Raw genomic sequence first — 24,544 nt, 5'->3', positions numbered from 1 at the left:
CGGGCCCCTCGGCGTGTCCCGGGGTCAGGGGCAGGTCACCCGGGGGTTGTAGCGGGCGAAGAGACCCGCCGGGTTCCTCTCGTACAGCCAGACGTGCCGGTCGTAGACCCGGCCGAACCGGGCGTGCGGGAAGGGGCCGTCGAAGGGCCGCCCGAACATCACGGGGGCGGGCTGCCCGGTGCTGCGGACGATCCACTCGACGGCGACCAGATGGCGCCGACCGTCCGCGCCGGTCGCGTAGATGACGTTGGTGGGCCGGGCCGGGTCGGTGGAGCCGAGGTCGGCCGCGTCCGTGTAGTGGTAGCCCATGCCGCCGGTGCCGGGCATGGCGACGCAGTCGTCGGTGCGGACGTACCCCGCGGCGACCGCCTGCCGCTCGTCCGCGTACCGGGCGGTGGCCGCGTACGCCGCCGCCAGCTCACGGGTGACGGAGCCACGGGAGCCGGGGCCGGTGTCCCCGGCCCGTGCGGGGCCCGCCGCGAGCACGGTCGCGGAGAGGGCCGCGAGACCGAGCACCGCCGTCGCCGGACGGGCCCGCCGGGGGCGCCGGGCGGGGTCCGTGGGGGCGGCGGGGGCGGCGGGGCCTGTCGGGCGGGGGAGTGCGGGCATGGCGTGCTCCTCGGGAGGGACGGCGTCCCCGTGGGCGGGGGCGCCGGTGTCGGGCGGCTCCTCCCCCCGCGCCCACGTGAGGAGCATGGTCCGCCCGGCGGGACACCGCACGCGGGGGTGACCCGTTGGAGGTGTCCGTGCCATCGTGTGAGCCGCCCCAATGGTCTGTACCACCAGGAGGGAGAAGCCGCGCGATGCGCACCGCCTTACCGAGGACCCCGGCCGCCGCCCCGAGGGACTGCGACCCGCCCATGCACCGACTCGAGATGCGGATGCCCGAAGGACTGCCGTTCGCCGCGGGCACCTTCGACAGCATCGGCCCGATGTCCCGGGCCGCCTTCCCGCACCGGCACACCTTCTACGAGATCGTCCACGTCACCCGGGGCACCGGCGCCCATGTGGTGGACCTCGCCCGCTGGGAGCTGCGCCCGCCCCACCTCGGCCTGATCCTGCCGGGCCAGCTCCACCACTGGGAGGACGCCCGGGGCCTCGACGGGCACGTAGTCCTGTTCACCGGGGACTTCCTGCTCGACCACCCCGGCGACCGCGACCTCCTGAGCCGCCTCGGCGAGAACCCCTGGCTCACCCTCGACGGGCCCACCCACGCCCGCACCGGCCTCCTGATGGCCGAACTCGTCGAGGAGTACGGGCACGGCGCCGACGGCTTCGCCACCGTCCTGCGCTCCCTGCTGCACGTCCTCCTGGTCCGCACCGCCCGCCTCCGTGGCCCCGGCGCGGACGGCCCCGGCGCGAGCGGCCCGCCGCCCGGCAGGCCCGCCGCCGTCGCCGAGTCCTTCGCCCGGCTCCTCGCCCGTACCGGCACCGACGGCCGGCCCGTCCGCGCGTACGCCGAACTCCTCGGCGTCACCCCCGGCTACCTCACCGAGGCCGTCCGCGCCGCCACCGGCCGCACGCCCGGCACCCTGCTCCGGGAGGCCCGCACCCGCGAGGCCCAACGGCTCCTGGCCCGTACCGAACTGTCGGTACGTCAGATCGCGGCCAGGACCGGCTTCAGCGACCCCGCCTACTTCTGCCGCTTCTTCCGGCGCGAGACCGGCACCAGCCCCGGGGACTTCCGGAAACACCACGACCGCCGTGCTCCGTCCATCGAAGGCGGCCCCCCGCCCGCCTAGGTTCGATGCCGATCCCCTCCCCCCCCCACCAGGAGCAGGCATGGACAACGAGACCAGTACCGGACACGTCTCCCGCAAGGCGGTGCTGCGCGCCGCCCTCGCGGCGGGCATCGCGGCACCCGCCGTGCTCATGGGCGTCCCGGCCCTCGCCCGCACCCTCACCGACGGCACGTCGGCCCCCGCGCTCACCCCCGAGTGCGACGACGGCGACGACCCCACCGTGCCGCAGATCGAGGGCCCCTACTTCAAGCCCAACTCGCCGCTGCGCACCAGCCTGCTCGAAGCCAACACGCCCGGCGTCCGGCTGACGCTCAGCGGATACGTCTTCGGGCTCGCCTGCCGGCCGATATCCGGAGCGCTGCTCGACTTCTGGCAGGCCGACACCAACGGGGCGTACGACAACACCGGGTTCAAGTTCCGCGGCCACCAGTTCACCGACGCGCAGGGCGCCTTCAAGCTCACCACGATCGTGCCCGGCCTCTACCCGGGCCGCACCCGGCACATCCACGTCAAGGTCCAGGCCCCCGGCCGCCCGATCCTCACCACCCAGCTGTACTTCCCGGGCGAGCCCCGCAACAACACCGACAGCATCTTCGACGCCCGGCTCCTGATGAGCGTGCGGGACGGCGGCGGCGGCAAGGAGGCGGCCTTCGACTTCGTCCTCAACGTGCCGCAGAACCCCAGCCCCTCGCCGACGCCCACGGCGACCACGACCAGCCAGCCGCCCGGCGGCACCTGGGCCGCCGGGACCGCGTACCGGGCGGGCGACAGGGTCACGTACGGCGGGGTGGCGTACGTCTGCCTCCAGGCCCACACCGGTCAGGTCGGCTGGGAGCCGCCGAAGGTCCCCGCGCTCTGGCGGGTCGGCTGAGACCGGGGCCCGGAGAGCCCGTCAGGAGAAGCCCGTCAGGAGGGCCCGTCCGGGGGCTCTCCTGGCCGTTCGTAGGACTCCCGGGCCGCCCGGGCCTCCCGGGCCCCCGACCGCGGGCCCTTCCAGACCGCCGGGCCCCTTCCGACCGGGCCCGCCCCTTGTCCCGGGGGCGGGCCCTCCGGCGTCGGGGAGGGCCCCACCGGCGTCAGGCCGAAGGAGCGATCCGCCCCCGGACCTCGCCCAGGGCCACCCGCGTGCCGTCCGGGCCCGGCGCCCAGGCCGTCAGGACGACCTCGTCGCCGTCCTCCAGGAACGTCCGCTTCCCCCCGGCCAGTTCGATCGCGTCCCGGCCGTTCCAGGTCAGCTCCAGGAGCGAACCGCGCTGGTCCACCTCGGGCCCGGAGACCGTCCCGGAGCCGTAGAGGTCGCCCGTGCGCAGCGAGGCGCCGTTGACCGTCATGTGCGCGAGCTGCTGCGCCGCCGTCCAGTACATGGTGGCGAACGGCGGCTCCGCGACCACCTCGCCGTTGATCTCCACCGTGATCCGCAGGTCGAAGCCGCCCCGCTCCTCCTCGGCCGAGTCGTCCAGGTACGGCAGGAGCGGGAAGTCCCGGGCGGGCGGGGCGGTCCTGGCCGCGTCCAGCGCCTCCAGGGGCGTCACCCACGCCGACACCGAGGTCTGGAAGGACTTCCCGAGGAACGGGCCGAGCGGCACGTACTCCCAGGCCTGCACGTCCCGCGCCGACCAGTCGTTGAGCAGCGTCAGACCGAACACGTGCTCCCGGAAGTCCCCGAGCGCGACCGGGGTGCCCCGCTCGGAGGGGGTGCCGACGAGGAAGCCGACCTCCGCCTCGATGTCCAGCTTCACCGAGGGCCCGAAGACCGGGGCCGGGTCCGTGGGCGCCTTGCGCTGCCCGGAGGGGCGGACGACATCGGTGCCGGAGACCACGACCGTGCCCGCCCGCCCGTGGTAACCGATCGGCAGGTGCTTCCAGTTGGGGGTGAGCGGCTCGCTGTCGGGGCGGAAGATCCGGCCCACGTTCGTGGCGTGGTGCTCGCTCGCGTAGAAGTCGACGTAGTCCGCGACCTCGTACGGCAGGTGCAGGGTCACGGTGTCGAGCGGGTGCAGCAGCGGCTCGATCGCGGGGCGGTGCGCGGGGACGGTCACCCAGGCGGTGAGGGCCCGGCGGACGTCGTGCCAGGCGGTGCGCCCGGCCGCCAGCAGCGGGTTCAGGTCCGGCCGGTCGAGGAGGGCCGCGTACGGCGAACCGAGCGCGTGCGCGGCGGCGCCCGCGTCGAGCACGTGTCCGCCGATCCGGACGCCGAGGCGGCGCCGACCGGGCTCGTCGGCGGTGGAGAAGACGCCGTACGGGAGGTTGTGCGGGCCGAAGGGATCGCCCTCGGCCAGGTCGAGCGGGCTGTGCTCGGACATCGGTGCTTGCCTCGCTTTCCACGGGTGTGGGGGACAGGTTACGGCGCGGGCCACCGGGCGGGGATGACATGGATCACACAGAAAGTGCGGCCTCCGTGGGCAACTGTCCGGATTCTTACGGTTTACCGGAGCATTACCCGCCGTACCTCCTCCGAGCTGCGGGAACGGGGCCCCTGGGCAATCGTTTCCGGCCATACGATCACGGTGGTACCGCGCCGCGTGACATTGCCGCTGGCAGGTGCCCCGCTTTTTCACCCCTTCCCTGACCAGGAAAAAGGTCCACACTGTGAAGATCCGTCGCATTCTCGCGACCGCCGTGGCCGCCGCCGTGACCACCCCGGCCGTGTTCCTGTCCGCCGCGCCCGCGTTCGCGGTCACCGAGCCGTCGGCCACGTCGACGCAGCAGCCCGCGTCCGACGAGGACGACTCCAAGTACGCCGAGCTGGTGGCCGCCGTCGAGAAGGCCCAGGCCAAGGTCGACGAGCTGAAGAAGCAGCGCAAGGCGCTGGTCGACGAGCTCCGGAACATGAAGCTCGACGAGGCCGTCAAGGCCGAGTTCGCCGAGGCGGGGAAGGCCGTCAAGGCCGCCGAGGAGGCCAAGAAGGAGGCCGACGCTCAGCTCGCCGCCGCCGAGGAGGCCGTCAAGACGGCGACCCCCGAGCAGCTCGAAGAGGCCGAGAAGGCCGTCGCCGACGCGAGGAAGGCCGTCGAGGACGCCGCCACGGCCAAGACCGCCGCCGACGCCCGGTACGCCGAGGCGAAGGTGCCCGTCGACGCCTTTGGCGACGCGAGCGTCGACCTCTCCCGCAAGGTCTTCCTCCTCGACGGGGAGCTGGTGACGGCCCGGGACGACCTGGAGGCCGCCGAACTGGCCCTGGAGGACTACGAGACCGGCCGGGACTGCGTCGACGACAGCACCCTCAAGGTCACCCTGAACGGCCCGAAGAAGATCACCGCCGGGACCAGCGCCGTCTTCTCGATGCGCGTCGCGAACACCGGTGAGCGCACCCTGGACGCCGTGGAGGCCTACGCCGCCGCCCTGAAGCTCCCCGGCATGGGCGAGGACATGGACGAGGACGAGGCCGAGGACCCCGAGCGGTTCCTCGGTCTCGAATGGTCCTCCGTCGCCCAGCCCGGCTGGCAGAAGATCTCCCCGGATGACGAGCAGGGCATCCAGCTCGGCGAGCTGGTCAAGGGCGGCAAGGCCGACCTGAAGCTGCGCCTCACCGTCGACGCCGGGACCCCGGCGGGCGAGGGCGTCGTCTTCGCCGTCGGCGTCTACGAGAACAAGGACGGCAGCTGCGGCGCCAGCGAGGAGTACGCGAACGCGCACTTCGACATCCTCGCGGCCAAGACCGACAAGCCGAAGCCGAAGCCCGAGCCGACCCCGTCGGAGACCGCCACGCCCACCCCGGCGCCCACCACCGGCGGCGACGGCGGCACCACCCCGCAGGGTGGTTCGTCGGTCACCCCGGTGGACGGCGCCCTCGCCGCCACCGGCGCGAACGACACCCTGCCGCTCGGCCTGGCCGCCGCCGGGGCCGTCGCCCTCGGCGCGGGCGCGCTGGTCGTCACCCGCCGCCGCAAGGCCGCCGCGGGCGCGTAGCCCCCGCCCGCACGGGCCCGCACCCCGGCAGGACCGGGGTGCGGGCCCGTCCGCGTACCACCGGAGTCCACCCGGCCGTCCGCGTACCACCTGGTTCACCCCGCCGTGCGCGTACCACCGGAGTTCACCCGGCCGTGCGGGGGATCCGCTTCTCCCAGGTCCGGTGGAAGACGACCTCGCCGCCCTCCTTGCACACCACCTCGTCGGTGGTGAGGAAGGAGTCCGCGTCGCAGGTGATCTCCGAGCGGGTGTCGATCGTCACGTCCCAGGCCAGCTCGGGCCGGTGCAGCCGGATCGACCACTCCGAGCGGGTCCGCGCGGACAGCGGGCCGCTCTCGTCGATCGTGTACGTCTCCCGGGCCTCCTCGGTGAACTCCAGACCGTCCGGGTACACCCGCGTCCCGCCGTACCGGGGATCGACCTCCAGGGTCCATTCGTCCTTCGCCACGTCCCGCACCACGAGCCGCTCCGGCGGGGGCTCCTCCAGGGTGTGCGGGAGGACCACGCCGAGCGGCGCGGACTGCTCCGGCTCCTCCCAGTGCACGGCGTCCTCGGTGCGGGCGCGCACCGGCAGGGTGAGGGCGGAGCCCGCCGGGTCGAGCGTGAAGCCCGCCGCGTCCGGCTGCGGCCAGATCCACGGCCAGTACGCCGAGGAGACCGCGAGCCGCACCCGGTGGCCGGGCGCGAAGGCGTGCCCGATGCCGTTCAGCTCGAAGACGTACTCCTCCGTCTCCCCGATCTGCGCCTCCACGGCCCGGTCGCGGCCGTAGCGGGCGGAGAAGTTCAGGGCGCCCCGGGTGACGAGGGTGGAGGAGCCGTCCGGGGCGACGTCGCAGAGCCGGGCGACGACCTGCCCGGTGGGGGCGGCGGCGCGCAGGGCCAGGCGTACGGAGGGCCTGCCGAGGATCTCCAGGGCGTGGCCGTCCTCCGGCACGGGGAAGTCGAAGCAGGCTGAGCGGGCGTCCTCGTCGCGCTGGTCCGGCGGCAGGTCGGCGTCGTTGCCGAAGGGGAAGAAGCGGCCCGCGTCGAGCCCGGTCCGCTGGGGGGAGTCGACCACGACCGGCGCGCCCTGGAGGGCGTAGACGGTGGGGGTGACGTGCGGGGAGGGCCAGGCGGGGTCGGTGACCCAGCGGCCGGGGAGTTCGGGGTAGACGGTGGCCGGGGGGTGCGAGTCGCTGATCCAGGAGCGGAGCAGCGGCAGCGCCGGGACGTCGTTGTCGGCGTCCTTGAGGTGGTGGTCCCACCAGCGCAGGGTCTCCTGGAGGAAGCCGATGGCGGGGCCCGGCGGCAGGCCCCGGTCCGGGTACTGGTGGGACCAGGGGCCGATGATGCCCCGCACCCGGTCCTGGGGGAGGTGCCGGACGAGCCGCAGGACGGTGTCCCGGTAGGGGTCGTGCCAGCCGCCGACGGCGAGGACGGCGGCCCGGATCGCGCCGTAGTCCTCGCAGACGCTGCCGTGCCGCCAGTAGGCGTCGCGGGTCTGGTGGGCGAGCCAGGTGTGGACGAAGGGCTTGACGGCGGCCAGCCGTTCCCGCCACATCGGGCGCCATTCCCCGCCCGTGTGGAGGGGGTCGGGCGGGCGGCAGACGAAGGCGAGCATGGTGGCGGCCCAGGCGTGCATGTCGACGGCGAGGACGGAGCCGCCCATGTAGTGCACGTCGTTGTCGTAGCGGTCGTCGGTGGAGCAGACGGTGACGATCGCCTTGAGGGGTTCGGGGGCGAGGGCGGCGATCTGGAGCGAGTTGAAGCCGCCCCAGGAGATGCCGAACATGCCGACCTTGCCGGTGCACCACTCCTGCTCGGCGAGCCAGTGCACGACGGCGACCCCGTCGGCGAGTTCGACCGGGTCGTACTCGTCGCCCGGCAGGCCCTCGCTGTTGCCGTGGCCGCGCACGTCGACCCGTACGGAGGCGTAGCCGTGGCCCGCGTACCAGGGGTGGCGCTGCCAGTCGCGCGGCGCGGTCCAGTCGGTGAGCCGGTAGGGCAGGTACTCCAGGAGGGCGGGGACGGGTTCGTCGGTGACCGGCCGCCACACGCGCGCGTAGAGCCGGGTGCCGTCCGGCAGCGGGATGCGGACGTCCTCGCGCCGGGTCTCGTACGGGAAGTCGGTGCGGATCTTCATCTCTCGGCTCCCTGGGGGTCTCCCGGCTTCCCGGTGGACGGGGTGCGGGGTGCGGGGCGTCCCTGGTGGACGGGCGGGGGGCGTCCCCTAGTGGACGGGGTGCATGGTGCGGCGCAGCCAGGGCGCCAGGGCGACGACGACCAGGCCGACGGCGACGGCCACGGCGCCGTTGACGCCGAAGTAGAGGGGCTTGGAGACGTCGTCGTAGAGCTTCACGGTCTGGGCCTGGATGCCGTTGGCGAGCGCGAGGGAGAGGAACCAGAGGGACATGGTCTGGCTGGCGAAGGCCTTGGGGGCGAGCTTGCTGGTGGCGGACATCCCGGAGGTCTCCAGGAGGACGTCGCCGAGGCCGAGGAGCAGATAGGAGCCGACGATCCACCAGGCGGCCATCCGGTAGGTGTCGTCGGCGTGCCCGGAGGTCGGCAGGACCATGAGGAGGAAGGACAGGCCGCCGAGGATCACCCCGAGGGCGATCTTGTTGGAGGCGTGCGGCTGCCGGGGGCCCATCCGGGCCCAGACGGCGGCGACGACGGGGGCCAGCAGCACCTCGAAGGCGCCGAGCGCGGAGGTGTACCAGCCCGCCGGGAAGTCGAAGCCGAGGATGGTCGTACGGGCGTTGGTGGAGGCCAGCAGGATCATCGTGGAGTAGGCCTGGAAGAGGATGAAGTTGAACGCCACCGAGGCCAGGAAGAGCACGACGTACGGCCTGAGCCGGCCGCGTTCCTCCGCGGTGACCCGGGGGCTGGTGAACATCACCCAGAAGTAGACGACCGGGGCGATCACCGAGATCAGGGTCAGCACGTCGACGAAGCGGTCCATGGTGAGCCAGCCGGCGAGCGACAGGGCGGTGGCGAGGACGGCGGTGGCGAGGGCTCCGGCGATCATCAGGCGGACCGCCCGGCGCATGGCGTCGGGGGCGAGCGCGAATTCGGCGGCGTGCTTGCGCCCGGCCAGGTGACGCCGTCCGGCGACGTACTGGATCAGGCCGAGGGTCATGCCGAGCGCGGCGGCGGAGAAGCCCCAGTGGTAGCCCTCGTGGTCGGCGAGCCAGCCGGTGATCAGGGGTCCGGCGAAGGCGCCGATGTTGATCGCCATGTAGTAGAGGGCGAATCCGGCGTCCCGGCGCTCGTCGTCCGTGCGGTACAGCTTGCCGACCATGGTCGCCACGTTCGGCTTGAGCAGGCCGGTGCCCGCGCTGATCAGGCCGAGGCCCACCCAGGTCATGGCGGCGGTCGGCACGGCCATCGCGTAGTGGCCGCAGGCGATCAGGACACCGCCCCACAGGACGGCCCGGTAGGAGCCGAGGACCCGGTCGGCGAGCCAGCCGCCCCCCACCGACACCAGATAGACGAGGGTGCCGTAGGCGGCGGAGACGGACGCGGCGGTGCCGGACGCCATGCCGAGTCCGCCGTCGGAGACCGAGGCGGCGAAGTAGAGGACGAGGATGGCCTGCATCCCGAGGAACGAGAAGCGTTCCCAGACCTCCAGGCCGGACAGGGTCAGCAGACCCCGGGGGTGCCCGAGGAAGGCGTGGTCGTCCTCGGGAGGAGGCTGCTCGCCCTCCGTGCCGGTGTCGATCGTCGTTCGGGACAAAGCACCCACTCCTGCTCGTATCAGCTGATCACGAACATACCGGGGGTGACGGGAAGGCGCCCACGGTGATCGAAAGGTGACCGGATACGCTGGCGTGAGTGAATCGAGCGACACATCGACAATCCGTGTGATCGTCAACAGTCCGTACGAACCAGCCATGATCGTCAGCAGGCGTCAGCAGACAGGAGACCCCCTCGTGACCGTCGTCGGGCCGTTCGGTCTTAGCGTGCGGGACCAGGCTCTTGAGGCCGATGTCCAGACCGGCCTGGCGGCCGTGGAGGCGGGCCTCCTGGACGCCACCAAGAGCGATGTCCCCTTCATCACGGAGGCCGCCCAGCACCTCGTGCTCGCCGGGGGCAAGCGTTTCCGCCCGCTGCTCGTGATGCTCGCGGCCCAGTTCGGCGACCCCTACGCGCCGGGTGTCGTGCCCTCCGCCGTCGTCGTCGAGCTGACCCACCTGGCCACGCTGTACCACGACGACGTCATGGACGAGGCCGACGTCCGGCGCGGTGTCGACAGCGCCAACACGCGCTGGGGCAACTCCCTGGCCGTCCTCACGGGCGACTTCCTCTTCGCCCGCGCCTCGCACATCCTCGCGGACCTCGGCCCCGAGGCCGTGCGCATCCAGTCCGAGTCCTTCGAGCGCCTGGTCACCGGCCAGATCCTGGAGACCGCGGGCCCCAGCGACGGCCGCGACCCCGTCGCCCACTACCTCGACGTGCTCGGCGGCAAGACCGGCTCCCTCGTCGCCGTCTCCTGCCGCTTCGGCGCCATGATGTCCGGCGCCGACGAGAGCGTCGTCGACACCCTCACCCAGTACGGGGAGCGGCTCGGCGTCGCCTTCCAGCTCGCCGACGACGTCCTCGACATCGCGTCCGACTCCGACGAGTCCGGCAAGACCCCCGGCACCGATCTGCGCGAGGGCATCGCCACGCTGCCCGTCCTGCACCTGCGGGCCGCCGCGGCGGCCCACGGGCGTCCCGAGGACCTCGCGCTCCTGGAACTGATCGACGGCGACCTCGGCGACGACGCCCGGCACGCCGAGGCGCTGCGCGGACTGCGCGCCCACCCGGCCCTGGAGCAGGCCCGTCAGGACACCCTGCGGTACACGGAGGAGGCCCGCGCGATGCTGGCGCCGCTGCCCGAGGGGTACGCGAAGGCCGCGCTGGCCGAGATGTGTGACGCGGTCGTCCACCGCGCGGGCTGAACGGGTTCACCGGGGGCGGGTGACCGTCCCCGGACCTGGTCCTGGGAGGGGGTTCCCTCCCCGGACCCGAGCCGGGCGTCCTACGGGGTTCCCGGAGGCGCCCTCAGGGGCCCCGGCGCGGGCCCGTAGGGGTTCCCCGGGCTTTCGCCCGTAAGGGGGCCCCTGACGCCCGCCCCGGCCCTGCGGGTAGCCCTCGCGGCGGGTCCGTCTCGGGGTCGGGTCATACCGGAGCAGTACGCCAGGTTGATCCCGGGGGCTGACGCTTCCGCACCGCCGTCCTGGTGGGATGGGGACATCGACCACGGAGGAAGCGGAGACCATGGCAGAGACCCGTAAGGCGAGCCGGTTCATCGTCCCGGTCGCGGTGGCAGGAGTTGCCGCGGCGACCATCGGCCTCGTTCCGGCACTGGCGGCGTCCGGAGACCCCGACCTGCCGGAGATCACGGCCGCACAGCTCATCGAGAAGATCGCCGCCTCGGACACCCAGACCCTGTCCGGCACGTTCCGGATCTCCACCGACCTGGGGCTGCCCGCCCTCAGCGGTCTGGCGTCCGGCCTCGGCGGGGGCGGCGGCGCCTCGTCGGCCGACCCCACGGAGAAGCTCACCCAGCTCTTCTCCGGCAGCCACACCCTGCGCGTCGCGGCCGACGGCCCCGACCGCCAGAAGCTCACCCTGCTCGACGGCTCCGACGAGTACAGCCTCGTCCACAACGGCGCCGACGTCTGGGCGTACGACAGCAAGTCCCGCCAGGCCTTCCACGAGAAGCTCCCCGGCGACCGGGGCCAGGAGGGGCCCGAGGGCCTCCCCGGCACCCCCGAGCAGCTCGCCGGAGAGGTCCTGAAGGCCGCGGGCGACACCACGTCCGTCACGGTCGGCGGCACCGCGAAGGTGGCCGGCCGGGACGCCTACCAGCTGGTGATCAAGCCGAAGCAGAACGGTTCCACGGTCGAGTCCGTGAAGATCGCGGTGGACGCGGCGACCGGCACCCCGCTGAAGTTCACCCTCGCGTCGGTCGAGGGCGGCAAGCCCGTCCTCGACGCGGGCTTCACCAAGATCGACTTCGGCCGTCCGGCCGCCTCCGAGTTCGACTTCAAGGCGCCGAAGGGCGTCGAGGTGACCGAGGGCGCGGCGGAGAAGGCGGGCAAGGACGCCGGGGCGGAGTCCGGCGGGCACGACGGCCCCCTCGGCGGACTGCCCGGCGGCCTCGGCGGTGGTCTCGGGGGCGGCCTCGGGGACCTCGGAGGCGAGGGCGTGAACGTCATCGGCGAGGGCTGGACGACCATCGCGAAGCTCGACACCGGCGCCCCGGCGTCGAAGACCGAGGACGCGCCGAAGGAGTTCCAGGGCTTCCTGGACTCCTTCGGCGACAAGGTCGGCGGGAAGTTCGGCTCGGGCACCCTCTTCAAGACGAAGCTGGTGAACGCGCTGCTCACCGACGACGGCAAGGTCTACGTCGGAGCGGTCACGAAGGACGCCCTGGTGAACGCGGCGAACGCCGACAAGTAGGCGGCGTCCACGGGGGTGTTGGGGCCCCGGGGGGGTCGGGGGCGATGGTCACCGACCCACCCGGGCGTTTCTGTGTGGTGCGGGAGCCGCCGTGAGGGAACTCCCTCGGGGCGGCTCCCTCATGGGGAAGTCCCTGTCAGGGAAGCCCCCGGCGGGAACTCCCTTACGGGAACGTCAGCTTGAAGCCGTTGATGTATCCCGTGTCGGAGGCCGCCTTGTCCTGGGCGCGGAGCTTCCAGACGCCGTTGGCGACCTCCGTGGAGGCGTTCACGGTGAAGGTCTCCTGGATGTTGTCGGCGCTGCCGCCGGTCCGGTTGGCCAGGTTGTAGACCGTGCCGTCGGGGGCGATGAGGTCGACGATCAGGTCACCGCGCCAGGTGTGCACGATGTCCACGCCGACCTTGAGGGCCGAGGGCGCGTTGCCCGCGATGCCGGTCACGGTCACGGAGGAGGTCACCGCGACGCCGTTGTCCGGGACGGACACGTCGGCGGTGTTCTCGAAGACCGTGCCGGTCGGCGGGGTCGACGCGCCGGACAGGTTCCAGATCGCGTACGCGACGGCGTCCGAGTTGCGGTCGAGGGCGGTGTCGTTGATGTTCGCCGTCGTGTCGCAGGACGCGTGGTAGCAGCGGTCGAAGGACTGCCCGGAGGTGCCGCCCCACTTCTGCGCCTGCGCCGCCGTCTTGACGTAGTCGGCGCCGGAGAACAGCCCGCCGACCGGGATGCCCACGTTCTTGAACGGGGCGTGGTCGGAGCGTCCGTCGCCCTCGGTCTCGATCTCGGTGGGGACGCCGAGCCCGGCGTAGTAGTCCTTGAAGGTCTGCTCGATCGTGGGGTCGTCGTCGTAGACGAAGTAGCCCGGGTTGGGCGAGCCGATCATGTCGAAGTTCAGATAGCCCTTGACCTTCGTGCGCTCGGCGGCCGGAAGGTTGTTGACGTAGTACTTCGAGCCGATCAGGCCCAGCTCCTCGGCGCCCCACCAGGCGAACCGCAGGTGCTTGGTGGGCTGGTACCCGGCGCGGGAGACGGCGAGCGCGGTCTCCAGTATGGCCGCGGAGCCGGAGCCGTTGTCGTTGATGCCGGGGCCCGCGGTCACCGAGTCCAGATGCGAACCGGCCATGATCACCTGGTTCGGGTCGCCGCCCGGCCAGTCGGCTATCAGGTTGTAGCCGGTGGCGCCGCCGGAGGTGAAGGTCTGGAGGGCGGTGGTGTATCCGGCCGCGTCCAGCTTCGCCTTCACGAAGTCGATCGACGCCTTGTAGCCGGTACGGCCGTGGGCGCGGTTGCCGCCGTTGGCGGTGGCGATCGACTGGAGGTCCGTCAGGTGCTGCTTGACGCTGGCCAGCGGGATGTCGGGCGCGGCGACGGCGCTGCCACCCGTGGGGCTGGCGGAAGCGGTGGTGCCGGTGAGTCCGCCGAGGGCGAGTGCGGCGAGGGCTGCCGCCGCGGTGACGCGTCTGGGCACGGTGAGGGTCATGGGGGGGCTCCGGATTCCGAACGGGGATGGGACGGAACGTGCGAGACGCCTCGGGCGCGGGGGCCACGAGGCGTTGGAGCTGTGCGAGTGCGCGTGCTGTGTTCAGTTGTTCTGTCGTGCTGGTGTTCGTTGCGCGTGCTGAATGTTGAACGAGAGCGTGACTGTGCGTCAAGAGCGGAAACCGGTCAGGCATGTTCGCTCATCGGACAGACGGGGGACCCCTGTCGGATTCCAAGATCATCCGATGTGTGGAGTGCCCCGTACGGCCCTCTCGGACACACCGGCCGCGGCGCCCGTCGCCGCCTCCCCGTCCGTGGCCCGGACGGGGGCGCGCAGATGGTCCAGGAGTCCCGGGGCCTCCGGGTACGGCTCCTCGCGGGGGAGCAGCGGGCGGGCCGCCTCCGCCCCGTCCGTCCGGACCAGGTCGTGGATCCGGTGGGCGAGCGGGGTCACGTCGGTGACGGAGACCGTCCACTCGTCCGCGTACCGCCGGGACGCCTCGCCCGTGAGGCCGAGCTGGAGCGAGCGGTGCGGCAGCGGGTCCAGCAGCGGGCCGCGCTCGGGGTCCCACTGGACGCGCGCCGGGGCCCGGCGCAGCTCGCGCCGCCAGGTGTCCCGGTCGGGGTGGAAGCCGCGCGCGTAGTGCGAGAGGCAGGCGTTGCGCAGGGCCCACTCGAAGCCCTCGCGGGTGATCTCCACGGCGAGGACCGTCTCCTGGCCCTCCTTCGTCCCCCAGCCGGAGCGGTACATCATCCACAGGAACGAGGGCTTGATCCACGTCATCCGGTCCCGCTTCCAGACGGCCGGGAAGCGGCCCTCGCGGGCGGCGGCCAGCCCGATCTCGGGCCGGTACGCCTGGTAGACGGTGACCGTGCGCCCGGTGTGCAGCGCGCGGATCCGGTACTTCGGTTCTTCCATGGCCCCAGGGTGGGCCGGACGGGCCGCACGGGGCCACGGGTTTTCCTAGGCCCCGCCAGCCCCGGCGACCGATGACCGATGACCGATGACCGGCGACCGGTTTCCGTCAGAGGCCCGTCCGGGCCGACGAGCGAGAGGGCACGGAGGGCGCGGAGGGCACGGCGGGTGTGGCGGACGTGGGCGCCCCGGGCGCCTCGGACGTCCCAGCCGCTCCGGGTCCCCCGGCCGCCCCGGCGGAAGCCGAAGCCGCCCCGGCGGAAGCCGAAGCCGCCCCGGCGGCCTCCGCCCGCGCCGCCTCCACGGCCGCGCGGCTGCGCCGGGCCGCGCGCAGGGCGTCCCAGGTGAGGATCGTCAGGGCCAGCCACACCAGGGAGAAGCCCACCCAGCGCTCCGGGGGCATCTCCTCGTGGAAGTACAGGACGCCCAGCAGGAACTGGAAGGTCGGCGCCAGGTACTGGAGGAGGCCGAGGGTCGAGAGCGGGACGCGGATCGCGGCGGCGCCGAAGCAGACGAGCGGGACGGCGGTGACGATGCCGGTGGCCACGAGCAGGGCCGTGTGGCCCGCGCCGTGGGAGCCGAACGCCAGGTCGTCCTGGGTGCCGAGCCAGACGAGGTAGCCGAGCGCGGGCAGGAACTGGACGGCGGTCTCGGCGGCGAGCGACTCCAGACCGCCCAGGTTGACCTTCTTCTTCACCAGGCCGTAGACGGCGAAGGAGAAGGCCAGGGTGAGGGAGATCCAGGGGAGCTGCCCGTAGTCGACGGCCAGGACGAGGACGGCGGCGAAGCCGACGGAGACGGCGGCCCACTGCGCGGGCCGCAGCCGTTCCTGGAGGACGAGGACGCCGAGGGCGATGGTGACCAGCGGGTTGATGAAGTAGCCGAGCGAGGCCTCGACGACATGACCGGTGTTCACCGACCAGATGTAGAGGCCCCAGTTCACGGTGATGACGGTCGCGGCGACGGTGATCAGCGCCAGCTTGCGCGGGCTGCGGAGCAGCTCGCCGACCCAGGCCCAGTGGCGCACGGCGAGCAGCGCGAGGCCGACGAAGGCGAGGGACCAGACCATCCGGTGGGCGAGGATCTCGACCGCCCCGGCGGGCTTGAGGAGCGGCCAGAAGAGCGGGACGAGCCCCCACATGCCGTAGGCGCCCACCCCGTAGAGCAGCCCTGTTCTTTCCTCGTTCTCCGTCTTCACCGGACCTCCCCGCCCCTGTGCCGCGCTGTCGGGTCGAAGGTAGCGCCGCACCGGGCGGATTGTCATGCCCGTACCGCAATACGGTCATGACCATGGGGCGGCGGTCAGGCGGCGCCGAGGGCCTCGCCGACCGTCACGCCGAGCGGGGTGGTCGGGCGGCCGGTCAGCCGGGCCAGATCGCCGGTCCGCAGGGCGAGCGCGCCGCGCTCCACGGCCCGGTCGACGTCGACGAGGATCTCCGCGAAGGAGGGCGGGACCCCGGCGCCGGTCAGGACCGCGAGGTGCTCCTCGGCGGAGACGGCGGCGTAGGCGATCTCCCGGCCGGTCCTGGCGGCGATCTCGGCGGCGTACTCGGCGAGGGACCAGGCGGTGTCGCCGCTCAGCTCGTACGCCCGGTTCAGGTGCTCCCCGGCCGGGCCGGTCAGTACGGCGGCAGCGGCGGCGGCGTAGTCGGCGCGCGCGGCGGAGGCGATCCGGCCCTCGCCCGCGTTGGCGACGACGGCGCCGTGGGCCAGGACGGGGGCGAGGTTCTCGGTGTAGTTCTCGGTGTACCAGCCGTTGCGCAGGAAGGTGTACGGGAGTCCCGACGCGAGGATCAGCCGCTCGGTCTCCCGGTGCTCGGCGGCCAGTTCGAAGTCGGCGTCCGGGCCGCCGAGGATGCCGGTGTACGCGAGCTGGGCGACGCCCGCCGCGACGGCGGCGGCGAGCACGGCGGTGTGCTGGGGGACCCGCTGCCCGACCTCGCTGCCGGAGATCAGCAGGACCCGCTCGCCCGCCCGGAAGGCGCCCGTCAGGGTCTCGGGGCGGCCGTAGTCGGCGATCCGCACCTCCACACCGCGCTCCGCGAGGTCGGCGGCCTTCTTCCCGTCCCGTGCGACGACGGCGACGGAGGCGGCGGGGACGGTGGTGAGGAGGGAGTCGACGACGTGGCGGCCGAGGCGGCCGGTGGCTCCGGTGACGACGATGCTCATGGCGCTGCTTCCTTTTCCCGTGGGGGGTGGTGGGCGAGGTGCCCGCCACCACTCACCGTACGACCGGCGCTATCTTTTCGTAAGTACCCACTTTGAAGTAAGGTACTGGTGTGGAAGTAAGTGAGGAACCGAGGGCCCTGCTCGCCGATGTCGACGGCGCCATGTGCCCCGCCCGGCTCGTCCTGGAGCACGTCACCAGCCGCTGGGGCGTCCTGGTCCTGATCGCGCTGGGCGAGCGCTCCTACCGCTTCGGCGAACTGCGCAGGCACATCGGCCGGGTCAGCGAGAAGATGCTCACCCAGACCCTCCAGACCCTGGAGCGCGACGGCTTCGTCCACCGGGCCGCCCGGCCCGTCATCCCGCCCCGCGTCGACTACCGCCTCACCCCGCTCGGCGAGGAGGCCGCCCGCAGGGTCCGGGAGCTCGCCCACTGGACCGGCCTCCGGGTCCCGGAGATCGAGGAGGCCCGCGCGCGGTACGACGCGGCCCGCCGCGAGGACGCCGCCCCCTCCCCGGCCGGGGGCGCCGGGACATGACGAGGGGGCACGGCCCGCACCGGGCCGTGCCCCCCTCCGTCCGGGGCCGGGGCAGGTCAGCCCACGACCGTCCAGGTGTCGTTCCCGGCGAGCAGACGGCCCAGATCGCCCTCGCCCTGCCGCGCCACCGCCGTCTCCACCTGCTCCGCCATGAGCGTGTCGTACACCGGCCGGTCCACCGCCCGGAACACCCCGATGGGGGTCTGGTGGAGGGTGTCGGGGTCGGCGAGGCGGGAGAGCGCGAACGCGGTGGTGGGCGTCGTCGCGCGGGCGTCGTGGACGAGGACCCGCGACTCGTTCTCCGGGGTGACCGTCACGACCTGGAGGTCACCGGTCGCGTGGTCGCGGACCACGCCCTTCTCGTTCTCGGCGCCGAACCGGATCGGCTGTCCGTGCTCCAGCCGGATGACCGCCTCCTTCGCCCGGTCCTTGTCCTTGAGGACCTCGAAGGCGCCGTCGTTGAAGATGTTGCAGTTCTGGTAGATCTCCACGAGCGCCGTGCCGTTGTGGTCGGCGGCCTGCCGCAGCACCTCGGTGAGGTGCTTGCGGTCGGAGTCGACCGTCCTGGCCACGAAGGACGCCTCCGCGCCCAGCGCCAGCGACACCGGGTTGAAGGGAGCGTCGAGGGAGCCCATCGGCGTCGACTTGGTGATCTTGCCGACCTCGGAGGTCGGCGAGTACTGGCCCTTGGTCAGCCCGTAGATCCGGTTGTTGAACAGCAGGATCTTCAGGTTCACATTGCGGCGCAGCGCGTGGATCAGGTGGTTGCCGCCGATGGACAGCGCGTCGCCGTCGCCGGTCACGACCCAGACGGACAGGTCGCGGCGGGAGGTGGCGAGCCCGGTCGCGATGGCCGGGGCGCGCCCGTGGATGGAGTGCATCCCGTAGGTGTTCAGGTAGTACGGGAAGCGGGAGGAGCAGCCGATGCCCGAGACGAAGACGATGTTCTCCTTCGCCAGGCCCAGTTCCGGCATGAAGCCCTGGACGGCGGCGAGGACCGCGTAGTCACCGCAGCCGGGACACCAGCGGACCTCTTGGTCGGACTTGAAGTCCTTCATCGTCTGCCGGGCCTCGGCCTTGGGCACCAGCTGGAGGAGGGGCTCAGGCATCGATGGCCTCCTTGAGGGCGGCGGCGAGCTGCTCGGCCTTGAACGGCATCCCGTTGACCTGGGTGTGGCTACGGGCGTCGACGAGGTACTTCGCGCGGACGAGGGTGGCGAGCTGGCCGAGGTTCATCTCGGGGACGACGACCTTCTCGTACCGGGCCAGGACCTCCCCGAGGTTCTTCGGGAAGGGGTTGAGGTGGCGCAGATGGGCCTGGGCGATGGGCTGCCCGGCGGCCCGGAGGCGGCGGACGGCCGCCGTGATCGGCCCGTAGGTGGAACCCCAGCCGAGGACCAGGGTCCCGGCGGCGTCCGGGTCGTCCACCTCGATGTCGGGGACGTCGATCCCGTCGGTCTTCGCCTGCCGGGTGCGGACCATGAACTCGTGGTTGGCGGGGTCGTACGAGATGTTGCCGGTGCCGTCCTGCTTCTCGATGCCGCCGATGCGGTGTTCGAGACCGGGGGTGCCGGGCACCGCCCACGGGCGGGCCAGGGTCTCCGGGTCGCGCTTGTACGGCCAGAAGACCTCGGTGCCGTCGTCCAGGGTGTGGTTGGGGCCGGTGGCGAACCGGGTCCGCAGGTCGGGCAGTTCCTCGACCTCGGGGATCCGCCAGGGCTCGGAGCCGTTGGCCAGGTAGCCGTCGGAGAGCAGGAAGACGGGGGTGCGGTAGGTCAGGGCGATCCGGGCCGCCTCGATCGCCGCGTCGAAGCAGTCGGCGGGCGTCCTCGGGGCGACGACCGGCACCGGCGCCTCGCCGTTGCGGCCGTACATGGCCTGGAGGAGGTCGGCCTGCTCGGTCTTGGTGGGCAGACCGGTCGACGGGCCGCCGCGCTGGATGTCGACGATCAGCAGCGGCAGCTCCAGGGAGACCGCCAGACCGATCGTCTCCGACTTGAGCGCCACACCGGGGCCGCTGGTCGTGGTCACGGCGAGGGAGCCGCCGAAGGCGGCGCCGAGCGCGGCGCCGATCCCGGCGATCTCGTCCTCCGCCTGGAAGGTGCGCACGCCGAAGTTCTTGTGCCGGGACAGCTCGTGGAGGATGTCCGAGGCGGGGGTGATCGGGTACGAGCCGAGGTAGAGCGGCAGGTCCGCCTGACGGGCGGCGGCGATCAGACCGTACGAGAGGGCCAGGTTCCCCGAGATGTTGCGGTAGGTGCCGGAGGGGAAGGCGCGGGTGGCGGGCGCCACCTCGTAGGAGACGGCGAAGTCCTCGGTGGTCTCGCCGAAGTTCCACCCGGCGCGGAAGGCGACGATGTTCGCCTCGGCGATGACGGGCTTCTTGGCGAACTTCTGCCGCAGGAAGGCCTCGGTGCCCTCGGTCGGCCGGTGGTACATCCAGGACAGCAGCCCGAGCGCGAACATGTTCTTGGAGCGCTCGGCCTCCTTCCGGGAGAGCCCGAAGCCCTTGAGCGCCTCGACGGTCAGCGTGGTCAGCGGCACCGGGTGGACCCGGTAGCCGTCCAGCGAGCCGTCCTCCAGGGGCGAGACCGCGTAGCCGACCTTGGCCATGGCGCGCTTGGCGAACTCGTCGGTGTTGACGATGATCTCGCCGCCGCGCGGCACGTCCTCGATGTTGGCCTTGAGCGCGGCGGGGTTCATCGCGACCAGCACGTTCGGGGCGTCGCCCGGCGTCAGGATGTCGTGGTCGGCGAAGTGCAGCTGGAAGGAGGAGACGCCCGGCAGGGTCCCGGCGGGCGCCCGGATCTCGGCCGGGAAGTTCGGCAGCGTGGAGAGGTCGTTCCCGAAGGACGCCGTCTCCGAGGTGAACCGGTCACCCGTGAGCTGCATACCGTCCCCGGAGTCACCCGCGAAGCGGATGATCACCCGGTCGAGCCGGCGCACTTCCTTCTCTGTGCCGTGGTGAGGCTTCTCGGGGGCGCTGCGCTGCTCGCCGAGCAGGGCCTCACCGGCCTCGCTACTGACCTGGCTGGTCACTGAACTGGACCTCCCTCGCGGCAAGGGGACTCCCCGCCGGAGGCGGGAGAGGCTCGGGATGCGGTCGGCCGGTCACCGTCCGTCCCGAGGCCCACCCTACGACGGTGAGAAGGGCCCTCCGGGGACTTCTCACATCGCGGACCTCTTTTTGAGACGCCCTCTTGCCCTGAATCGTCACCATCTGTCACCCCGGGAGGCGCCCCGGACCGTCGGCTCCCGTCTCGTCCTTCGGTCCTAGGCCCTCGGGACGCCGACGGGCGACCGCCCGGCCCCGGGGAATTCTGACAGGGTGTCAGATCCTCAGGATTTCAGATACGTCAACACCGCCAGTACCCGTCGGTGATCCCCTTCACTCGGCGAGAGCCCCAGCTTCAGGAAGATGTTGCTGATGTGCTTCTCCACCGCGCCGTCGCTCACCACCAGCGCTTTCGCGATGGCCGAGTTCGTCCGGCCCTCCGCCATCAGACCGAGGACCTCCCGCTCGCGCGGTGTCAGGTTCGCCAGGACGTCCTGCTGACGGCTCCGGCCCAGCAACTGCTGTACGACCTCCGGATCGAGCGCCGTACCGCCCCCGGCGACCCGGACCACCGCGTCCACGAACTCCCGGACCTCCGCGACCCGGTCCTTCAGGAGGTAGCCGACGCCCCGCGAGGAACCGGCCAGCAGTTCGGTGGCGTACTGCTCCTCCACGTACTGCGACAGCACCAGCACCCCGAGCCCCGGATGCTCCTTGCGCAGCCGCACCGCCGCCCGCACCCCCTCGTCGGTGTGCGTCGGCGGCATCCGCACGTCCGCCACCACCACGTCCGGCAGCGCCCCCTCGGCCGCCAGCGCGGCGACGGTCCCGACGAGCGCCTCCCCGTCACCGACCCCGGCGACCACCTCGTGCCCCAGATCGGTCAGCAGCCTCGTCAGCCCCTCCCGAAGGAGTACGGAATCCTCGGCGATGACCACTCGTACCCGTCCCGCCACATCCTGCACGCCCACGCCCCGCAGCCCCCATGCCCTGTCGATCGACTCGTCGGCGCCCTCCGGACCACGGGGGACGCCCCGGCCAGCATCGCAGGGTTCCCGTCGGGACGGGCACGGCACCCGCCGGGGGCGGTGGGGTGCGACGACGGTCCGGACGGGCGGGGGTGTCATGGGGGCCCGGACGGGCGGAGCGTCACGGTGGCCCGGGCGGGCAGGGGTGTCATGGGGGCCCGGACGGGCGGAGCGTCACGGCGGTCCGGGCGGGCAAGGGTGTCATGCACCCCTTGCCCGCCCGGACGGGGGCGTCACGCCCGCCAGGGCAGCTCCACCGTCACCGTCGTCGGGCCGCCCGTCGGCGAGTCCACCGCCAGCACCCCGTCGACCGCGCCGACCCGCTCCGCCAGACCCGCCAGGCTCCGGCCCGCCGTGGTCTCCGCGCCACCCACCCCGTCGTCCCTGACCTGGATCATCAGCCGGTCGCCCGCGCGCCACACGTCCACCCACGCCCGGCGCGCCCGCGCGTGCTTCGAGACGTTCTCCAGCAGCTCCGACACCGTGAAGTACGCGGTCCCCTCGATCGCCGCCACCGGCCGCGCCGGCAGGTCCACGTCCACCGCCACCGGCACCGCGCACCGCCCCGCCACCGCCGACAGGGCCGCGTCGAGACCCCGGTCGGTCAGGACCGCCGGGTGGATGCCCCGGGCCAGCGCCCGCAGCTCCTGGAGCGCCAGCTTCACCTCGCCGTGCGCCTCGTCCACCAGCACCGCTGCCGCCTCCGGGTCCCGCGCCACCTTCTCCTTGGCGAGCCCCAGGTCCATGGCGAGCGCCGAGAGCCGCGCCTGCGCCCCGTCGTGCAGGTCCCGCTCGATGCGCCGCAGATCGGCGGCGGCGGTGTCGACCACCACGCCCCGGTCCGACTCCAGCTCCGTCACCCGGGACGCGAGCCGGGAGGGGCCGAGCAGCCCCGACACGAGCAGCCGGTCCACGGCGACGAACCCGCGCAGCAGCCACGGCCCCATCATCACGAACAGCAGTCCGACGAGGCACGTCACGGCGATCTCGAAGGACGAGTCCAGATAGAAGTCGTGCGTCCCGTCGCCGTACAGCTGGATGCCGTCCTGCCCCACGTACGCGGGGAAGACCCACTGCCACAGCGGATACGTGAACAGGCCCCAGCCCCAGCTCCAGAACGCCACCGTCACCGAGAACGAGAACACCGCCCACGGCATGTGCAGCAGCGCGTACAGCAGATGCCGCCAGGAGGCCCCGCTCTTCAGCATCGCGCCCATCCACGAGAACGCGCCGCCCGTCTTCCCCCGCACCGGCTCCGGCGCCCGCACGTCGAGCCCGAGGAGCCCGCGCGCCCTGGCCCGCTCGACCGCCCCGAAGCCCCGGCACATCGCGAGCGCCCCGGCGAGGATCGGCACCCCGAGGAAGGTGACCAGCAGTCCGGCACCGGCCGAGGCGAACGCCACGGACAGCGCGAACCAGACGACGCTCAGCGGCAGCCCGATCAGCACGTACAACAGGGCCCGCCAGGTGCGGGCCTCGAACGGCGCGCGGATCGCGGCGGGAAGGCGGGGGGAGTCCATCGGGGGGTCCTTCTCTGCTCGGGAGGGCGGGCGGTACGTGTTCCAGGGTTCCGTGTCCGGCCCCGCCGGACCATGAGGCGGGTGGGCGTCCCGGGGCGGGGGTTTTCCCTACCCGCGCCGCCGGACCGGTGCCCGGCCACGCACCGGGGGCACCCGGGAGCCAGGGCCCCCGGGTGCCCCCGTGGTCGTACGTACGGCCGACGCGAGCCCGGTCGGCGACCGGGAGTGGTCACGGCCGGGACGGCGGTCCACCGGGCGGAAGCGGTCACGGCCCGGGACCGGCCACCGGTCAGGACGGCGATTCCCGGACCGGAAGCGGCCGGAACCGGTCACCGGTCACCGGACCGGAACCGCTCCCGGACCGGAACCGCTCCCCGCCAGCCCCCCCCGCAGGGGGACCGCTCACAGCCCGGGGCGGGACCGCCACGGCAGTTCCGCCGTCACCGTCGTCGGGCCGCCCTCCGGCGAGTCCAGGACCAGCAGGCCGTCCACCGCGCCCAGCCGCTCCGCGAGCCCCGCGAGGCCCGTACCGCCGCCGAACCGCGCCCCGCCCGCCCCGTCGTCCCCGACCCGGAGCATCAGCCGGTCGCCCGCCCGCCACGCCTCCACCGACGCGGACCGGGCCCGCGCGTGCTTGGAGACGTTCTGCAGCAGCTCCGACACCGTGAAGTACGCGATGCCCTCGATCGCCTCCGCGGGCCGTTCCGCCAGATCGACGGTCACCCGCACCGGCACCGTGCACCGCCCCGCCACCGCCGACAGGGCCGCGTCGAGGCCCCGGTCGGTCAGGACCGCCGGGTGGATGCCCCGGGCCAGGTCCCGCAGTTCCTGGAGCGCCAGCTTCACCTCGCCGTGCGCCTCGTCGACCATCGTCGCCGCCGCCTCCGGATCGTGCAGCAGCTTCTCCTTCGCGAGACCGAGCCCCATCGCGAGCGCGACCAGCCGCGCCTGCGCCCCGTCGTGCAGGTCCCGCTCGATGCGCCGCAGATCGGCGGCGGCGGTGTCGACGACCACCCCCCGGTCCGACTCCAGCTCGGCGATCCGCCGCTCCAGCTCGTCGGAGGGCGAGAGCAGCCCCCGGACCATGCCCCGGTCCGCGTTCGCCAGGCCCCGCGCCAGGAACGGCAGCACGGGCCAGAGCACGATCAGCGAGACCAGCGCCACGGTGAACGTGAGGATGCCCCACGGCAGCCGGATCAGCCCGTACAACTGGGTCCGCCACGCCACCGGGTCCTTCAGCGAACCCCACAGCCAGCCGAAGAAGCCCCCGCGCGACGGCAGCGGCGACGGCTCGGCCACCTTCACCCCCAGCAGCGCCCGCGCCCGCCCCCGTTCCGCCCGCCCGATCAGCCGCGCGCCGCCGAGCCCGAGCGCGAGCAGCGGCAGCCCGATCACGGTGACCGAGAGGCCCACCCCGAGCAGGACGCTCACCACCGAGTACACGAAGCCGACCAGCGCCGTGAAGAGATTGGAGAGCAGGAAGACGAGCTCCTTCCAGGTCTCCTTCCCGTACGCGGTGAACTTCGGGGACGGCGGGACGGCGGCGGGGTCACGGGCCTCGACGGGGTCAAGATCGGCGGTCATGCTCCCAGCCTGCCGGTCGTGCCGTGCCCGGCGCCATGGGGGAGGTGGGTGAGCGGAAGGGGGGATATCCCCACCGCACCCTCCCGCCCCCTGGCCGGACCTCTCTCCCGTCCCTGGCCGGACCCCTCTCCCGCCCCCTGGCCGGACCCCTCTCCCGTCCCCGTACGCACCCCCTCCCGA

19 protein-coding genes are annotated in these 24,544 nt (G+C 72.9%); 6 read left to right on the top strand and 13 right to left on the bottom strand.

Features of this window, described 5'->3' with window-relative positions; genetic code table 11:
- Nucleotides 1-24: 24 nt before the first annotated feature.
- Nucleotides 25-609 (bottom strand): hypothetical protein, encoded by a 585-nt coding sequence (locus ACFXGN_RS26310; protein ID WP_384863810.1) that lies wholly within the window; start codon nucleotides 607-609, stop codon nucleotides 25-27.
- A 251-nt stretch (nucleotides 610-860) separates the two neighbouring features.
- Between ACFXGN_RS26310 and ACFXGN_RS26305 the strand changes: the two genes are divergently transcribed.
- Both ACFXGN_RS26305 and ACFXGN_RS26300 read left to right on the top strand, forming a co-directional pair.
- Entirely contained in the window at nucleotides 861-1,742 is an 882-nt protein-coding gene (locus ACFXGN_RS26305) for an AraC family transcriptional regulator (RefSeq protein WP_384863807.1), read from the top strand.
- Between the two features lie 40 nt (nucleotides 1,743-1,782).
- On the top strand, nucleotides 1,783-2,613 hold the full coding sequence (locus ACFXGN_RS26300) for a carbohydrate-binding protein (protein ID WP_384863804.1): 831 nt from the start codon (nucleotides 1,783-1,785) through the stop codon (nucleotides 2,611-2,613).
- A gap of 205 nt (nucleotides 2,614-2,818) precedes the next feature.
- Here ACFXGN_RS26300 and fahA read toward each other — a convergent pair whose 3' ends face one another.
- Nucleotides 2,819-4,045 (bottom strand): fumarylacetoacetase, encoded by a 1,227-nt coding sequence (gene fahA / locus ACFXGN_RS26295; protein WP_384863801.1) that lies wholly within the window; start codon nucleotides 4,043-4,045, stop codon nucleotides 2,819-2,821.
- Between the two features lie 286 nt (nucleotides 4,046-4,331).
- On the opposite strand from fahA, the gene ACFXGN_RS26290 reads away from it, so the two are divergent.
- Nucleotides 4,332-5,651 (top strand): peptidase, encoded by a 1,320-nt coding sequence (locus ACFXGN_RS26290; protein WP_384863799.1) that lies wholly within the window; start codon nucleotides 4,332-4,334, stop codon nucleotides 5,649-5,651.
- Between the two features lie 124 nt (nucleotides 5,652-5,775).
- Here the strand turns inward: ACFXGN_RS26290 and ACFXGN_RS26285 are convergent, their stop codons facing one another.
- Together ACFXGN_RS26285 and ACFXGN_RS26280 are read right to left on the bottom strand one after the other, a co-directional pair.
- Complete coding sequence (locus tag ACFXGN_RS26285) at nucleotides 5,776-7,773, bottom strand: CocE/NonD family hydrolase (RefSeq protein ID WP_384863796.1); 1,998 nt, start codon at nucleotides 7,771-7,773, stop codon at nucleotides 5,776-5,778.
- Nucleotides 7,774-7,860: 87 nt separating this feature from the next.
- On the bottom strand, nucleotides 7,861-9,525 hold the full coding sequence (locus ACFXGN_RS26280; RefSeq protein ID WP_384863793.1) for a peptide MFS transporter: 1,665 nt from the start codon (nucleotides 9,523-9,525) through the stop codon (nucleotides 7,861-7,863).
- A 37-nt stretch (nucleotides 9,526-9,562) separates the two neighbouring features.
- On the opposite strand from ACFXGN_RS26280, the gene ACFXGN_RS26275 reads away from it, so the two are divergent.
- Both ACFXGN_RS26275 and ACFXGN_RS26270 read left to right on the top strand, forming a co-directional pair.
- A complete protein-coding gene (locus tag ACFXGN_RS26275; RefSeq protein WP_384863914.1) occupies nucleotides 9,563-10,573 on the top strand; it encodes a polyprenyl synthetase family protein in 1,011 nt (336 codons plus the stop codon).
- 319 nt (nucleotides 10,574-10,892) lie between these two features.
- Nucleotides 10,893-12,080, top strand: a complete 1,188-nt coding sequence (locus tag ACFXGN_RS26270) for an outer membrane lipoprotein carrier protein LolA (RefSeq protein WP_384863790.1) — start codon at nucleotides 10,893-10,895, stop codon at nucleotides 12,078-12,080.
- A 163-nt stretch (nucleotides 12,081-12,243) separates the two neighbouring features.
- Here the strand turns inward: ACFXGN_RS26270 and ACFXGN_RS26265 are convergent, their stop codons facing one another.
- The 4 genes from ACFXGN_RS26265 to ACFXGN_RS26250 form a co-directional block, all read right to left on the bottom strand.
- The gene (locus tag ACFXGN_RS26265) at nucleotides 12,244-13,557 is read right to left on the bottom strand and encodes a M28 family metallopeptidase (protein ID WP_384863787.1); all 1,314 of its coding nucleotides are present in this window, start codon (nucleotides 13,555-13,557) and stop codon (nucleotides 12,244-12,246) included.
- Between the two features lie 237 nt (nucleotides 13,558-13,794).
- Nucleotides 13,795-14,475: a DUF4291 domain-containing protein gene (locus ACFXGN_RS26260; RefSeq protein WP_384863784.1), complete on the bottom strand. Its 681-nt coding sequence runs from the start codon at nucleotides 14,473-14,475 to the stop codon at nucleotides 13,795-13,797.
- 106 nt (nucleotides 14,476-14,581) lie between these two features.
- Nucleotides 14,582-15,670, bottom strand: a complete 1,089-nt coding sequence (gene rarD, locus ACFXGN_RS26255) for an EamA family transporter RarD (protein ID WP_384863782.1) — start codon at nucleotides 15,668-15,670, stop codon at nucleotides 14,582-14,584.
- A gap of 104 nt (nucleotides 15,671-15,774) precedes the next feature.
- Nucleotides 15,775-16,641: an NmrA family NAD(P)-binding protein gene (locus ACFXGN_RS26250; RefSeq protein WP_384863780.1), complete on the bottom strand. Its 867-nt coding sequence runs from the start codon at nucleotides 16,639-16,641 to the stop codon at nucleotides 15,775-15,777.
- A 161-nt stretch (nucleotides 16,642-16,802) separates the two neighbouring features.
- Here ACFXGN_RS26250 and ACFXGN_RS26245 point away from each other — a divergent pair, with 161 nt between their 5' ends.
- Complete coding sequence (locus ACFXGN_RS26245; RefSeq protein ID WP_384863911.1) at nucleotides 16,803-17,177, top strand: winged helix-turn-helix transcriptional regulator; 375 nt, start codon at nucleotides 16,803-16,805, stop codon at nucleotides 17,175-17,177.
- Nucleotides 17,178-17,233: 56 nt separating this feature from the next.
- Here the strand turns inward: ACFXGN_RS26245 and ACFXGN_RS26240 are convergent, their stop codons facing one another.
- The 5 genes from ACFXGN_RS26240 to ACFXGN_RS26220 all read right to left on the bottom strand — a co-directional run bounded on the left by ACFXGN_RS26240 (nucleotide 17,234) and on the right by ACFXGN_RS26220 (nucleotide 24,364).
- Nucleotides 17,234-18,286 carry a 2-oxoacid:ferredoxin oxidoreductase subunit beta gene (locus tag ACFXGN_RS26240; protein ID WP_384863777.1) on the bottom strand — a complete coding sequence of 351 codons (1,053 nt, stop codon included), beginning with the start codon at nucleotides 18,284-18,286 and terminating at the stop codon, nucleotides 17,234-17,236.
- On the bottom strand, nucleotides 18,279-20,216 hold the full coding sequence (locus ACFXGN_RS26235; RefSeq protein ID WP_384863774.1) for a 2-oxoacid:acceptor oxidoreductase subunit alpha: 1,938 nt from the start codon (nucleotides 20,214-20,216) through the stop codon (nucleotides 18,279-18,281). Before ACFXGN_RS26235 ends, ACFXGN_RS26240 begins: the two co-directional genes overlap by 8 nt.
- A gap of 300 nt (nucleotides 20,217-20,516) precedes the next feature.
- Nucleotides 20,517-21,188, bottom strand: coding sequence for a LuxR C-terminal-related transcriptional regulator (locus ACFXGN_RS26230; RefSeq protein WP_384863908.1), 672 nt, complete (start codon nucleotides 21,186-21,188; stop codon nucleotides 20,517-20,519).
- A gap of 305 nt (nucleotides 21,189-21,493) precedes the next feature.
- Entirely contained in the window at nucleotides 21,494-22,780 is a 1,287-nt protein-coding gene (locus ACFXGN_RS26225; protein WP_384863772.1) for a sensor histidine kinase, read from the bottom strand.
- A 402-nt stretch (nucleotides 22,781-23,182) separates the two neighbouring features.
- On the bottom strand, nucleotides 23,183-24,364 hold the full coding sequence (locus tag ACFXGN_RS26220; RefSeq protein ID WP_384863769.1) for a sensor histidine kinase: 1,182 nt from the start codon (nucleotides 24,362-24,364) through the stop codon (nucleotides 23,183-23,185).
- Between the last annotated feature and the right edge of the window lie 180 nt (nucleotides 24,365-24,544).

It is taken from the genome of Streptomyces sp. NPDC059247 (genome assembly GCF_042754005.1).
Classification (GTDB): Bacteria; Actinomycetota; Actinomycetes; order Streptomycetales; family Streptomycetaceae; genus Streptomyces.
Note: the sequence above shows the minus strand (reverse complement) of the source record. Positions and strands in the feature narration are given on the sequence as shown.